The 12,724-nt window shown below is 59.1% G+C and carries 13 protein-coding genes and 1 pseudogene; 2 read left to right on the forward strand and 12 right to left on the reverse strand.

What is annotated here, in order from left to right; genetic code table 11:
- Nucleotides 1-31 precede the first annotated feature (31 nt).
- The 3 genes from grxC to H7R56_RS25955 all read right to left on the reverse strand — a co-directional run bounded on the left by grxC (nucleotide 32) and on the right by H7R56_RS25955 (nucleotide 2,099).
- Entirely contained in the window at nucleotides 32-304 is a 273-nt protein-coding gene (gene grxC / locus H7R56_RS25945) for a glutaredoxin 3 (RefSeq protein ID WP_005005995.1), read from the reverse strand.
- Between the two features lie 453 nt (nucleotides 305-757).
- Nucleotides 758-1,504: a ferredoxin reductase gene (locus H7R56_RS25950; RefSeq protein WP_002118292.1), complete on the reverse strand. Its 747-nt coding sequence runs from the start codon at nucleotides 1,502-1,504 to the stop codon at nucleotides 758-760.
- Nucleotides 1,497-2,099: a sulfite oxidase-like oxidoreductase gene (locus H7R56_RS25955; RefSeq protein WP_003464980.1), complete on the reverse strand. Its 603-nt coding sequence runs from the start codon at nucleotides 2,097-2,099 to the stop codon at nucleotides 1,497-1,499. The genes H7R56_RS25950 and H7R56_RS25955 overlap by 8 nt, the downstream gene beginning before the upstream one ends.
- A 467-nt stretch (nucleotides 2,100-2,566) precedes the next feature.
- Here H7R56_RS25955 and H7R56_RS25960 point away from each other — a divergent pair, with 467 nt between their 5' ends.
- Nucleotides 2,567-3,037, forward strand: a complete 471-nt coding sequence (locus H7R56_RS25960; RefSeq protein WP_003464979.1) for a TlpA family protein disulfide reductase — start codon at nucleotides 2,567-2,569, stop codon at nucleotides 3,035-3,037.
- Between the two features lie 325 nt (nucleotides 3,038-3,362).
- On the opposite strand, the gene H7R56_RS25965 is transcribed toward H7R56_RS25960, so the two are convergent.
- The 9 genes and pseudogenes from H7R56_RS25965 to istB form a co-directional block, all read right to left on the reverse strand.
- The gene (locus tag H7R56_RS25965; RefSeq protein WP_010591688.1) at nucleotides 3,363-3,656 is read right to left on the reverse strand and encodes a DUF1330 domain-containing protein; all 294 of its coding nucleotides are present in this window, start codon (nucleotides 3,654-3,656) and stop codon (nucleotides 3,363-3,365) included.
- Nucleotides 3,657-3,714: 58 nt separating this feature from the next.
- Nucleotides 3,715-4,146, reverse strand: coding sequence for a GlcG/HbpS family heme-binding protein (locus H7R56_RS25970; RefSeq protein WP_005006001.1), 432 nt, complete (start codon nucleotides 4,144-4,146; stop codon nucleotides 3,715-3,717).
- Nucleotides 4,147-4,218: 72 nt separating this feature from the next.
- Nucleotides 4,219-5,232, reverse strand: a complete 1,014-nt coding sequence (locus tag H7R56_RS25975) for a zinc-binding alcohol dehydrogenase family protein (protein ID WP_002118279.1) — start codon at nucleotides 5,230-5,232, stop codon at nucleotides 4,219-4,221.
- 447 nt (nucleotides 5,233-5,679) lie between these two features.
- Nucleotides 5,680-6,648, reverse strand: a complete 969-nt coding sequence (locus tag H7R56_RS25980) for a magnesium and cobalt transport protein CorA (RefSeq protein WP_003464971.1) — start codon at nucleotides 6,646-6,648, stop codon at nucleotides 5,680-5,682.
- Complete coding sequence (locus tag H7R56_RS25985; protein ID WP_003464969.1) at nucleotides 6,645-7,349, reverse strand: glutathione S-transferase N-terminal domain-containing protein; 705 nt, start codon at nucleotides 7,347-7,349, stop codon at nucleotides 6,645-6,647. Before H7R56_RS25985 ends, H7R56_RS25980 begins: the two co-directional genes overlap by 4 nt.
- A 140-nt stretch (nucleotides 7,350-7,489) precedes the next feature.
- Nucleotides 7,490-8,029, reverse strand: coding sequence for a peptide-methionine (S)-S-oxide reductase MsrA (gene msrA / locus H7R56_RS25990; RefSeq protein WP_003464967.1), 540 nt, complete (start codon nucleotides 8,027-8,029; stop codon nucleotides 7,490-7,492).
- 1 nt (nucleotide 8,030) lies between these two features.
- Nucleotides 8,031-8,474, reverse strand: a complete 444-nt coding sequence (gene msrB, locus H7R56_RS25995; RefSeq protein ID WP_003464965.1) for a peptide-methionine (R)-S-oxide reductase MsrB — start codon at nucleotides 8,472-8,474, stop codon at nucleotides 8,031-8,033.
- 282 nt (nucleotides 8,475-8,756) lie between these two features.
- Complete coding sequence (locus tag H7R56_RS26000; RefSeq protein WP_182928830.1) at nucleotides 8,757-9,878, reverse strand: ISAs1-like element ISPa60 family transposase; 1,122 nt, start codon at nucleotides 9,876-9,878, stop codon at nucleotides 8,757-8,759.
- Nucleotides 9,879-10,232: 354 nt separating this feature from the next.
- Nucleotides 10,233-10,901, reverse strand: a pseudogene (gene istB, locus H7R56_RS26005) (IS21-like element ISPst3 family helper ATPase IstB); the annotation flags it as partial.
- A 139-nt stretch (nucleotides 10,902-11,040) separates the two neighbouring features.
- On the opposite strand from istB, the gene H7R56_RS26010 reads away from it, so the two are divergent.
- On the forward strand, nucleotides 11,041-12,723 hold the full coding sequence (locus H7R56_RS26010; RefSeq protein WP_011494284.1) for a Mu transposase C-terminal domain-containing protein: 1,683 nt from the start codon (nucleotides 11,041-11,043) through the stop codon (nucleotides 12,721-12,723).
- Nucleotide 12,724: the final 1 nt, after the last annotated feature.

Consider the following 12,724-nt stretch of genomic DNA (forward strand, 5'->3'; position numbering starts at 1 on the left):
TCGCGGGCTGGCTGCCCCAAGCCGCACCTCCTCAGGTGGCAGGCGGGTTGCGCCCGAGAAGTTTGTCGAGCTCGCCTCTGACATCGAGCGCGAATAGCTCATCGGAGCCACCGATAAGGGTGCCATTGATGAAGATCTGCGGCACGGAGCTTCGCCCCGACGCTTCCGCCATGGCCTGCCGGTGAGCCGGATCCGCCTCAATATCGAGCTCCTTCCATCGCACGCCCTTTTCCTTGAGGAGCGCCTTCGCTCGGCGGCAGAACGGGCACCAATTCGTGGTGTACAGCAATACATCAGTTGTCATATTGCATCTCCGGCAGTTGCACGCGGATCGCTGTCATGGCGTTGATCTCCAATTCGCGGCGTTCAAAGATGGCGACTGCACCTTGGCCGACATCGGAGCAGATGCTGACGATTGGCCGCTATCCAGGCGACATGGCCCAAAGTGCTTTCACCGCCAGGCAGAGGCCGCACGCGCCTCCTGTAGCGCCGAGCCGATGCTCTAAGGTAACCGAGCCTCGATTGGGACGGAAGCGGTCCCGCTCGAATCGCCCATCATGCTGGTCGAGCATATCAGGACGACGGATAGTGCAGGAACTTTCAAATTGAGCTTGATGTCGAGCCAGGTATCGCGAGCGAAGGCGTTCTAGAGGCCGGGGGGTACGAAGACTGTGTTCGGCAAAACGGTTCACGTTGATCGCCAAAGCTTCCCAGGGCGCACGTCTACGATCGGCGCGACGTGAGATAGCTCGCGCCGCTAGCCCCCGTAGCGCTCCGTCTTGATGATGGAGGCGTCCAAGCCCGCCAGCAGCGCGCTATCGGTTGCGATGTTGACGAATCCGTTAGACCCGCAGACGAACACTTGCGTCGGCTTTCCCTGAAGCCTGGTTAGAATTTCTTGGACCATCATGCCGTCGATCCGTCGCGCAAAGTCCGATGCGCGAACCGGTTTCTCGCGCGTAATCGCGAGCGCCAGGACGAACGCCGGATCGCTGATTTCGATGCAATGAAGTTCTTCTGAGAAGAGAACGTCCTCGGCGGTTCGTGCGGACAGGAGCAACGCTGTCGGAACGGCTTGGGCCAATGCGCGGCGCTGCCGGATCATTGCCATCAACGGCACGAGGCCGGAGCCTCCCCCGATCAACAGAACCGGATCTATGGCAGGCTCAGGCCAAAGGAAATGGCCACCGAGCGGACCGCGAACTTCGATTTCGTCACCAATCGCCGCGATGTCGTGAAAAAACGGCGAAACTTCGGCATCCGGCATGCGCTCGATAGCTATCTCGACGATCGGGGTCGAAACTGCCGATGACGCGATCGAGTAGCTGCGCATTGCACTGTAGCCGTCGGGCGCGGTCAGCCGGATATCGACGTGCTGACCTGCGGTGTGCGCGAACGGCTTGCTCAACCGAAGGAAGAAGCTCTTGATACTCGGTGTTTGCTGGATGATGTCGTCGATCACGCATGATTGCCACGAACGGACTTGCGCTTCGTTTTCAGTCATGGGTGTATCGTTGTTCGCGCCACGGATCGCCGTAGATGTGATAGCCGTGCAGCTCCCAAAAGCCGGCCTCGTCACGCGTCGTGAATTGCAGCGCATTCACCCATTTGGCGGATTTCCAGAAGTAAAGGTGCGGCACTAGAAGACGCGCCGGCCCCCCATGATCGCGGGAAAGTGGCTTGCCCGCATAACTGAGGGCGACCATCGCTTTCCCGGAAAGCAGATCCGTCAGAGGGACGTTTGTCGAATAATTATCGTAGCAGTGCGCCAAGACGAAATCGGTAGGCCGATCAAGCTCTGCATCTGCAAGGATGTCTTCAATGAGTACACCCTCCCAAACGGTATCCAGTTTGGACCAAGAGGTGACGCAGTGAATATCCTTTGTCACCTGGGTCTTTGGTAGAGTGTTGAATTCGCCCCAATTCCACGTTTTGACGGGCTTCGGACCAATTTTGACTGTGAATTTCCAGTCGGAGGGCTCTACCCTCGGCGTAGGGCCGGCCGACAGAACAGGGAAATCCTCCACCAGATGCTGACCTGGCGGAATCCGATCGGACTGGTCGCCTGAACCGCGACCGGTGAAACCTCTGGTGACCATAGTGACCCCTCTTGCTCGATACGGCAGACCGAAGCCGGCCTTCATTTCAGTACTCTGCGTAAAGCATTTGCCCGCACATCCGCCGAATAAGCCAATCGACTAAAAATCAGATACAGATGCTCTATCATCGTAAAAAATCGCGTATCGAACATAGCGTCAGGCCAGCATGATTCCCAATACCCAATGGCTATAGGGTAGATAACCCCAAGGCTGCGTACGCTGATCTGCGGTATGCGGAGCGGAAGTTGCAGGTTCGCTCTCAAACGGATGGGCAGCGTGCAAAGCTCAAGGCTCACCAGCGCATGGTTGCCCAGTTCGCGCTCGCCGGCAGCTTGAGTATATTAAGGACGAAATGTCGATCTGATCTATTCTGGCTTCAGGAAATAGGGAAAATAAGGTCGGACGTTCGCGCACCGTCGCGACGCGCGATCATCCACTAAGCTTCTGTATCGGGGTTGGAGGATCAGATGAACGAGATCGAACGACAAGCGCCTGAGCTGCGGGTGCAAAAATGGATTGGCAAAGATGGGGAAAGTATCGCGCCGTTCAAACTGTCAGATATCGGGCCCGGCCCGAAAATCTTGTTTGCCTTCCAGCATTGGTGCCAAGGTTGCCATTTGCATGGGTTTCCGACGCTACAAAAGTTGCATGCAGCGTTGAGCTCAAAAGACGTGGGGTTCGCAGTGATCCAGACCGTCTTCGAAGGAACGCATGAGAATACCTTCGAGAAGTTGCGCGTGAACCAGCTCAAGTATGAGCTTCCTATCGTTTTCGGTCACGACGAGCAACCGACCGGCTCGCCGTTTCCAACCTTCATGGAAGACTACCGCACACGAGGAACTCCGTGGTTTACGGTTATCGACGCTGGCGGTAGCATTGTTTTCTCGGACTTCCATCTCGACGCGGAGCGACTAGTGAAGCAACTTGAGCAAGGTTAATCGTTGGAAGGTGGGCAATCATCCTGATTGCCACCCATCCCCTGATGCCCACTACAGGCGTTGCGCGCTGTAACTCTGTTGATCAGCGTGCGAAAACCCGGATCCGGATAGGAGGAGCGTCAACGATTGAATCAATCCGTTGGGAGAGGGCGGCTCCGCTCCGTCAGCTCGGCAATAGATAACCCATTCTCGCCGAGCAACTCTCTGATCCGATCGACGATATGAGCCCCTAGCGCCGCTGTCTTGGTCCCCCCCACAGATTCCCAAGATGCGAGTTCACACGCCGATACCTCGTGGTCAGCGCCGAAGTGCTTCTGTCGGTATGTCACCGCCGCCCTTCAATGATAAAGGCGCGGTAACGGGAACCGGCAAAGCGTTGAGCAGCGATGGTTTGGTAGGCGGGACTGTCATACCAGTCGCGAGCGGCCTGCATCGTCGGGAAACGCAAGATTACGGCCCCTTCGATGGGCGGCCCCTCCAAATGCTGGATCGCGCCATAAGCGGCGAGAAAGGTAACGTCGTGACCATCGAACGATGGTCCGACGCCTGCAGAATAGGTTGCGAGTGCATGTGGGTCGCTGGTTTCTTCCCGCGTAAAGACGACGAACGCTTCCATCATTAGGCCTCTCAAAGGTTGGATCTGTTGGCCATTACCACCGGTGATGGCCTCACAGTCGTCAGGCTGGCAACTGGAACCCGATTTTCATGAGTGCCTCGACGCACGCATCCTGATCCTGCTGATAGTTGCCTCCGGAGATGCCTATGCCGCCGATCAACTTCCCATCCTCCAGAATCGGATAACCGCCGCCGACAGCGACCATCCGAGGGCGATAGGCTAGCGGCGCCACTTTTGGATCGTTGGTCACATAGTCGTTCCAGACATGGGTCGGGAACCCAAACGAGGCGGAACTCCAGGCCTTGTCGATGGCAACATCGACGGTAAGGAACGGCGCATCGTCGGTGCGCTCGAACGCGCGCAGGTTACCGGTGGCGTCGACGACGGCGACGGCAGCCGGGATGCCGATGGCACGGGCCGCAGCGAGCGCCGCGTCGATGAGGGCGACTGCGGTTTCGCGGTTGATCGAGGCGGTGGCAATAGATTTGGTCATGGGATTCTCATCGCTGGGGCATAACCCGTTCGGCTTTTTGAGGTTGGACAAGATGTTTGGCGATCGCGGTCGTTAGAAGCCTTCGAGGACGATCTTGCCTTTAGCCGCGCCACTTTCGATCAGTGCATGCACCGTCTTCAGATTGGCGGCATTGATCGGCGACAGTCGCCGGGTCAGCGTCGTGCGGATTTTGCCGTCGTCAACCAGCGCTGCCATCGCATCCAGAATCTCGCCCTGCTCATTCATGTCGGGCGTGCCGTAGATCGACCGCGTGAACATCAGCTCGTGGTGGATCGACACCGCCTTGCGCTTGAAAACCATGATATCGAATGCCTTGGGATCGTCGATCAGTCCGAACCGTCCTTGTGGGGCGATCAGTTCGGCGATGTCGGCGACATGTTGCTCGGTATGTGTGGTCGAAAAGACGAAAGCGGGAGCACCGATGCCGAGTTCGGCGATCTGTGGCGCGAGCGGACGAGAATGGTCGATGACGTGGTGAGCTCCAAGCCCTCTTACCCACTCTTGGGTTTCCGGTCGAGAGGCTGTGGCGATGACGGTGAGGTCCGTGCGCTGTCGCGCGATCTGGACGGCGATCGACCCAACCCCGCCCGCGCCACCGATGATGAGGATCGCCTCCGCCGCACCGGGTACGGGCTTCGCCACGTCCAGGCGGTCGAACATCGCCTCCCAGGCCGTCAACGTCGTCAGCGGCAGCGCCGCCGCTTCCGCCCAGGAGAGCGACGCAGGTTTGTGACCGACAATCCGGGCGTCGACGAGATGGAACTCCGCATTGGTACCGGGCCGTGTGATCGATCCGGCATAATAGACCTCGTCGCCTAACTCGAACTGCGTGACGTCGGGGCCGACCTCGCGCACAATCCCGGCGGCATCCCATCCCAGCACCTTCCAATCGCCATCTGCCGGCGGCGTGCTGTTGCGGACCTTGTAGTCGACCGGGTTGACCGAGACGGCCTTCACCTCAACCAGGATATCGTATCCTGCAGCGACAGGCCGAGGCAGATTGATGTCGACCAGCGCGGCATCCGCGGCGATGGGTCCCGGAACCTTGTAACCAATGGCTTTCATAAATGTCTCCAGCTTGCTTGATCGGATGACGCGAATGCTCGTTAGTCAACTTCTTCTACATTGAGGTCCCGACTCTTGAACTGGGTCGCGGTAGCAGATTTCATCGAACACGTCGATCAACAGGCCCTTATGCTCGGTCGCCGGATCGGTGATCGCGTAGAGGGTGGAGGCGTTATCGCCATCATCACCGCTTCCGAGGCGAAACGCCGCGTCGACGCAGATGCCGCACGGACCGATGGTTGATCCTGGCTCGAGATCGACGAGATTGCTGTCCTTGACGCGCTATTCGCGGTCTTAGCCCTTGGCGATGAAGGACTGAACTGCTTGTAGAGCGTCGGTCAGCTGCTATGTCATGGACGCACCTTCATCTTGAGTTGGATTGGACAAGCTTCCGTATAAGGCCCGCTGTAACCGTCAGATGACGGCGAAGAAAACGATGGGCAGTATTCACAGCCACTTAGCCTTCTTGAAGCGCACAAATAGGAAAACGCACGATATCGCTATCACTCCGAGCACGACAAAGTATCCGTAGGCCGTGTCCAGCTCCGGCATGTGCTTAAAGTTCATGCCGTATATTCCAGCGATCGCCGTCGGGACTGCCAGTATTGCCGCCCAAGCCGCCAGCTGGCGGGTGATCACCCCCGTCCTTTGCGCTTCAAGAAGGCTGCTGGCCTCAAAGACCGTGGACAGGACAAGCAGGAGGCCGTCGACCATGGACTGCACGCGGTGGACATGGTCCGCGACGTCGTGGAAATATGGTGTCATTTCGGCGCTGATGCAGGGAAAGTGGCCGCGAACGAGCTTTCGCACCAGCTCGGCCATAGCCCCGAGCGTGCGCTGGAACCGCGTGAGTTCGGACCTTAGTTCGAAGATTCGCGCCACCTCTTCTGGCCCGAGGAAATCGTGCAGCGACCGTCGCTCCATCGCCAGGACGTCGTCCTCGATCATTTCGAAGATGGGCAGATACTGGTCGACCACGCGATGCAAGATCGCGTGCAGCACATAGTCGACACCCTTGCCGAACTGCGTCGGCGATGCCTCGAGTTGCTCCCGAAGTTTGCCCAGCGCTCCGGCATTGCCGTGCCGCACGGTGATAAGGTGATTGTGACCGGTGAAGATCGCCATCTTGCCGTAGCTGATCCGGTCGCCGACCAGCTCGGCGGTCTGCGCGACGACGTACAACTCATCGTTGTAGACCTCGAGCTTGGGCGGGCACAGCGGGTGCATCGCGTTGTCGATCGCCAACGGATGAAGATTATATGTCCTTTGGATCGCGAGTAGTTCCTCGGGGGTGGGTTCGCTAAGCGCGATCCAGCAGAAGCCCGAGCGACTCTCGCCCAACTTGACGTGCTCATCGAGCGCGATTTCGCGAACTCGCTTGCCTTCGTTGTAATAATAGGCGGCGATGATGCTCATGCTGGCCTCGCGGGAATGTGGAGGCCACGCTGGACGGCCGGTCGAGCCAGCCCGCGTCCAAGCCATGCGCGGACGTTCGAAAAGCTGCTGAGGCCAAGGATGTCACCCGCAGCGTAGAATTCCACCAGCGCATTCACCCAGCCGAGCGTCGCGATGTCCGCGATCGAATAGTCGTCGACGATCCAGTCGCGGCCTTCCAGCCGGCGATCCAGAATCCCCAGCAGACGCGTGGATTCGTCGATAAAGCGCTGTTGCGGCCGCTTGTCCTCATAGTCCTTGCCGCCAAATCGCAGGAAGAAGCCGAGCTGACCGAACATCGGCCCGATGGCCGACATCTGAAAGAACACCCACGCTAGGGTCTCGTAACGCTGGCCTGGTTCGGTGGAGATGAACTGACCCGTCTTGTCGGCCAGATAGAGGAGGATCGCACCGGATTCCCATAAGGCGATGGGTCTACCGTCAGGGCCAGCCGGATCGATGATCGCCGGTATGCGTCCGTTCGGGTTCAGCGACACGAACGCCGGATCCTTCGACTCGTTGTTCGAGATGTCGATCAGGTGGGGCTCGTACGCCAGGCCAGTCTCCTCAAGCATGATCGAGACCTTGACGCCATTGGGCGTAGGGGCTGCGTAGAGTTGCAGGCGATCGGGATGAGATGCCGGCCAGCGCTGCGTGATCGGAAAGGACGAGAGGTCTGGCATAAATCTGCGATCCTGGTGTTGCGATGGCGACTGACTGGAACGAGCCGTCACTCTGAAGTAGGGTTCGATGACCGCGTCGCTGAACGACGCGGTCACGAAGATTGCGGACCGGATCGGCGCAGTGGCAACGGCAGTGAAGCCTATTCCGCCGCGGTCCCGGCCGCTGGCTGTACGTCGTCAACCTTTTGGCGCTTCGGAAGCACCCAGCCGGGACGGACGAAGTGGCAGGTGTAGCCGCCCGGGCGCTTCTCCAGATAATCCTGGTGATCGGGCTCGGCCTCCCAGAACTCGCCGACCGGCTGGACCTCGGTCACCACTTTGCCATCCCACAGCCCCGAGGCATCCACATCGGCGATCGTATCCTCGGCGACGCGCTTCTGCTCCTCGTCGACATAATAGATGCCCGACCGGTAGGAGAGCCCACGATCATTGCCCTGGCGGTTCAGCGTCGTCGGATCGTGGATCTGGAAGAAGAATTCCAGGATGTTCCGGTAGCTCGTCACTGTCGGGTCGAAGACAATCTCGATCCCCTCGGCATGCGTGCCGTGATTACGATACGTGGCGTTCGGAATATCGCCGCCCGTGTAACCCACACGGGTCGAGATGATGCCGGGCCGCTTGCGGATCAGATCCTGCATGCCCCAGAAACATCCTCCTGCGAGAACAGCGCGCTGATGCATGTTAAGCCTCCTCTACTTGATCGAGATATTCACCGTATCCCTCGGACTCCATCTCGTCGCGCGGGATGAAGCGAAGGGACGCTGAGTTGATGCAGTACCGCAGACCGCCGCGGTCGGAAGGACCATCGGGGAACACATGGCCGAGATGACTGTCTGCGTGTACTGACCTGACCTCCGTCCGGACCATGCCGTGTGCGCTGTCCCGCACCTCGTTCACGTTTGCCGAAACGATCGGCTTGGTGAAGCTGGGCCAGCCAGTACCCGAATCGAACTTGTCCGTCGAAGCGAACAGTGGCTCTCCCGACACTATGTCGACGTAGATGCCAGGCTCCTTGTTGTCGTTGTACTCGCCCGTGAAGGGCCTTTCGGTGCCCGCCTCCTGGGTAATTCGGTGTTGCTCGGGAGTCAGGTGGTCGATTGCTGTCTGTGACTTTTCAAACTTCATTACAGTCTCCAATACTTATCTAGAGGGCCAGGCACGCTACCGCTAATTTTTTATGTCTCCTGATTTGCTCCTACAATGGTAGTGGGATGGCAAACGAGGTTTTACTAAGTGTTGGAAAATTAGAGATTTAAATTTCGCGTCTATTAGTTCTAGCGCAACTGAGTGGTTAAGCAAGTACGTAATCAGTAAATATTAAAAAAATAACACAAAAGCACGATTATATAATACAGTGTCAGTGTTTTATGATAATCAACAACGCCTGTCAAGGCAATCGCATGAAGCTCACCTGAGACCTAATAGTTCAGCCCGATAATCATCAGAGGTTGCAGCAATCAGCCTTCGTGCCTTGATGCCACCCTTGCGCTTGACCGGATCCAACCGGATCAAATTCAATGTAAGTTGCTTGAGAACGGCCATGTTGTGGGCAGCATGCCCGGTTCGGATCCGCATCTGATCGTCACCAAAAATGACATCCATGCACCAGTGGACGCGGTTCTCCACGCCCCAGTGCGCCCTGATGGCATGTGCGATGCGCTCTGCATCCGGAGCAAGACTGCTGATGTAGTAACGGCGCTCCAGGCTGGTCTGGTTGCCCACAGTCCGCTCGGACTCCAGCATCACGAAAGTGCGCAGTCCTGGCCAGCGTTCTGGCTGTGGCAGGCACTGGAGTTGGTCGAAAACATGGCAGCGACGAACCTCCAGCCGGCCATGGTCCTTCTCGACATGCTCGAAGTGCGCATGGGGTACCCGGGCAGGATCGCCGTCCAAAAAGGTGTCAGCGAAGTCATCGATCGCTTCGGCCAGCTTCGGCTGGTTTCCCTTGATGGCCAGCAGATAGTGCGCCCCGCGATCGAGAATGGCCTGTGCAATGTCCGGCTGGGTACCCATGGCATCGATCGTCACGATGCAGCCCTCAAGCGCCAGTGTGGCCAGCAGCTCAGGAATGGCGGTCTTCTCGTTGGACTTCTGGGAGGTCGCCCTCTGCCCGAGAATCAGCCCTGAATCAGCCGCAAAAGCGCTGACCAGGTGCAACGGGGCCGTGTTTTTCTTGCCGGAGCGGCGACTGGTCTTGCCGTCTAGGGCAACCACTTGCGGAGAAAGGGCCGGTAGGATCGCCGCAACCCAACAGCGGAAGGCCTGCTCGAACTCCTCTGGATCGATCAGGCTGAATAGCCGTCCAAAGGTGTCGTGTGAGGGAATGCCGTGGGGTAGTTTCAGAATACGGCGGAACCAGTCCAGCCGCTGCTCAGCCCAGAGTTCGATTTCGATGAAGGTGTCAGCGCCGGCAAGCACGCCGCAGATAGCCACGACCAGTGTTTCGACCAGGTCGTGACGAATCTTGCCCTGCTGACGGGGATCATTGATGGCGACCAGAACATCGGAGATTGGTATGTGATGCGACATTGCAGGGCATCCTGAGTAGAGAGGCGCTCAGGATGCCCGCTGGGAAAGGACTCATTCAAATCGGCAGGCGTTCATGCGATTGCCCTGCAACGCCTGTTTAGATGCTGGTAGATGCGAATTTTTTGGCGTACAGTCAAAATTTTCTGATGGTTGCTTAGTGTGTTGGCGCTGATGGAAAATTGACCCACCCTGCCGATTGAAATTTGACCCAGGGCGGATTGCTGATTTTGTTACCAGCAACTGTGGATAAGTCTACCAGCGCAGCTGCTGTTGCCCCCACTCCTTCGCTAGCCCAGTTCAGTTGTTTAAGACCTGCCACACGCAGCCATGTAGCAGGCCGTCGTCGCCATGAAATCAGAACGGCTCATCGTCCTCCGGTTCCTGGCCGCCCTTACGCTTTCGCTCCCGTGATTTGATCTTGGCCTGGGCCGCCAAGCTACTGTGTTGCAGGCGATAGGACTCGTTACCGGTTTCGACGATGTGGCAGTGGTGGGTCAGCCGATCCAGCAGGGCGGTGGTCATCTTGGCGTCGCCGAACACGCTCGACCATTCGGCGAAGCTCAGGTTGGTGGTGATCACCACGCTGGTGTGTTCGTACAGCTTGGATAGCAGGTGAAACAGCAACGCACCGCCGGCCTGGCTGAAGGGCAGATAACCCAGTTCGTCGAGGATGACCAGATCCATGCGCAGCAGAGCTTGGGCGATCCGCCCGGCTTTGCCGTCGTGCTTTTCGCGCTCCAGCAGATTGACCAGATCGACCGTGGAGTAGAAGCGCACGCGCTTGCCGTGCCGGGTGATGCCGGACACGGCCAGCGCAGTGGCCAGGTGGGTTTTACCGGTGCCAGGCCCACCGATCAGCACCACGTTCTGCGCGGTGTCGGTAAAGGCCAGACTGGCCAGTTCGCTGATCAAACGAGCGTCTGCGCTGGAGGCGCTGAAGTCGAAGCCGGCCAGGTCGCGGTGCATCGGCAGCTTGGCCATGTTCATCTGGTGGCTCACCGAGCGCATGGCGCGATCTGTGTGTCATTTTCAGAAGACGACTGCACCAATCAACGAGACATGAAGCCTGCTGTGCATACGGCTCCTGACAGCCCGATATCAGGACTCCTCTGCACGAAACTCGTCTATGCTCAATACTCGTGTGCACCAAAGCGAGGCGAGCATGGCGACCGATACCGTACCGATTGCCGAGCGCGGCGTAGCCACCCTGTCAGAACAGGCATGGGAGCGTGCTCGCTGCCGCGCGGAGATCATTGGGCCGTTGGCGCAGTCGGAGACGGTCGGGCATGAAGCGGCCGACGCAGCAGCCCAGGCGCTGGGTCTGTCCCGGCGGCAGGTCTACGTCCTGATCCGCCGTGCCCGGCAAGGTTCGGGGCTGGTCACTGATTTGGCTCTTGGACAGTCGAGCGGTGGCAAAGGTAAAGGCCGCTTGCCGGAGTCGGTCGAACGAATCATCCGCGAGCTACTGCAAAAGCGCTTCCTGACCAAGCAGAAGCGCAGCTTGGCGGCGTTCCACCGTGAAGTTGCGCGGGTGTGCAAGCTGCAAAAGCTGCGGATGCCGGCGCGCAACACGGTCGCGTTGCGGATCGCCAGCCTTGATCCACTCAAGACCACTCGACTTCGGGAAGGCCAGGATGCGTCCCGCATCCTGCAAGGTGTTGGCGGTGTTCCTCCGCCAGTCTCCGCACCGCTGGAGCAGGTACAGATCGACCACACAGTCATCGACCTGATCGTGGTGGACGAGCGCGACCGGCAACCGATTGGCCGTCCGTACCTGACCCTCGCCATCGACGTGTTCACCCGCTGCGTGGTTGGCATGGTGGTCACGTTAGAAGCGCCATCTGCCGTCTCGGTCGGCCTGTGCCTCGCACACGCCGGTTGCGACAAGCGCCCTTGGTTGGAAAGGTTGGACGTGGAAATGGACTGGCCGATGAGCGGCAAGCCCGCGCTGCTCTACCTGGACAACGCGGCCGAATTCAAGAGCGAGGCGCTACGCCGTGGCTGCGAGCAGCATGGCATCCGGTTGGACTATCGGCCTCTCGGGCAGCCGCACTATGGCGGCATCGTGGAACGGATCATCGGCACGGCGATGCAAATGATCCACGACGAATTGCCGGGGACGACCTTCTCCAACCCTGACCAGCGCGGGGAATACGCCTCCGAGAAGATGGCCGCCCTGACACTGCGCGAGCTGGAACGCTGGCTCGCATTGGCGGTTGGCACCTATCACGGCTCCGTGCACAACGGCCTGCTCCAACCGCCGGCCGCACGCTGGGCCGAAGCTGTCGCGCGTACCGGCGTTCCAACCGTCATCACTCGCACCACGGCTTTTCTGGTCGATTTCCTGCCCGTCCTCCGCCGCACCCTGACCCGCACTGGCTTCGTCATCGACCACATCCACTACTACGCCGATGCGCTCAAGCCGTGGATAGCTCGGCGCGACCGCCTGCCTGCGTTCCTGATCCGGCGCGACCCACGCGACATCAGCCGCATTTGGGTGCTGGAGCCGGAGGGGCAGCACTATCTGGAAATTCCATACCGTACCTTGTCGCACCCGGCTGTCACCCTCTGGGAACAACGGCAGGCGCTGGCGAAATTGCGGCAGCAAGGGCGCGAACAGGTGGATGAGTCGGCGCTGTTCCGCATGATCGGGCAGATGCGCGAAATCGTGACCACTGCGCAGAAAGCCACGCGCAAGGCGCGGCGCGACGCGGATCGACGCCAGCATCTCAAGTCAACGGAACAACCTGTCAAAACCACGCCACCAGCGGACACGGACATGGCAGACCCGCAGGCGGACAACCAGCCACCTGCCAAACCGTTCGACCAGATTGAGGAGTGGTAGC

It is taken from the genome of Klebsiella sp. WP3-W18-ESBL-02, assembly GCF_014168815.1.
GTDB lineage: Bacteria > Pseudomonadota > Gammaproteobacteria > Enterobacterales > Enterobacteriaceae > Kluyvera > Kluyvera ascorbata_B.

Excerpts from the sequence above, each read along its gene's own strand:
- grxC (WP_005005995.1), bottom strand. The coding sequence starts at position 304 with ATGACAACTGATGTATTGCTGTACACCACGAATTGGTGCCCGTTCTGC.
- H7R56_RS25950 (WP_002118292.1), bottom strand. The coding sequence starts at position 1,504 with ATGACTGAAAACGAAGCGCAAGTCCGTTCGTGGCAATCATGCGTGATC.
- H7R56_RS25955 (WP_003464980.1), bottom strand. The coding sequence starts at position 2,099 with ATGGTCACCAGAGGTTTCACCGGTCGCGGTTCAGGCGACCAGTCCGAT.
- H7R56_RS25960 (WP_003464979.1), top strand. The coding sequence starts at position 2,567 with ATGAACGAGATCGAACGACAAGCGCCTGAGCTGCGGGTGCAAAAATGG.
- H7R56_RS25965 (WP_010591688.1), bottom strand. The coding sequence starts at position 3,656 with ATGATGGAAGCGTTCGTCGTCTTTACGCGGGAAGAAACCAGCGACCCA.
- H7R56_RS25970 (WP_005006001.1), bottom strand. The coding sequence starts at position 4,146 with ATGACCAAATCTATTGCCACCGCCTCGATCAACCGCGAAACCGCAGTC.
- H7R56_RS25975 (WP_002118279.1), bottom strand. The coding sequence starts at position 5,232 with ATGAAAGCCATTGGTTACAAGGTTCCGGGACCCATCGCCGCGGATGCC.
- H7R56_RS25980 (WP_003464971.1), bottom strand. The coding sequence starts at position 6,648 with ATGAGCATCATCGCCGCCTATTATTACAACGAAGGCAAGCGAGTTCGC.
- H7R56_RS25985 (WP_003464969.1), bottom strand. The coding sequence starts at position 7,349 with ATGCCAGACCTCTCGTCCTTTCCGATCACGCAGCGCTGGCCGGCATCT.
- msrA (WP_003464967.1), bottom strand. The coding sequence starts at position 8,029 with ATGCATCAGCGCGCTGTTCTCGCAGGAGGATGTTTCTGGGGCATGCAG.
- msrB (WP_003464965.1), bottom strand. The coding sequence starts at position 8,474 with ATGAAGTTTGAAAAGTCACAGACAGCAATCGACCACCTGACTCCCGAG.
- H7R56_RS26000 (WP_182928830.1), bottom strand. The coding sequence starts at position 9,878 with ATGTCGCATCACATACCAATCTCCGATGTTCTGGTCGCCATCAATGAT.
- H7R56_RS26010 (WP_011494284.1), top strand. The coding sequence starts at position 11,041 with ATGGCGACCGATACCGTACCGATTGCCGAGCGCGGCGTAGCCACCCTG.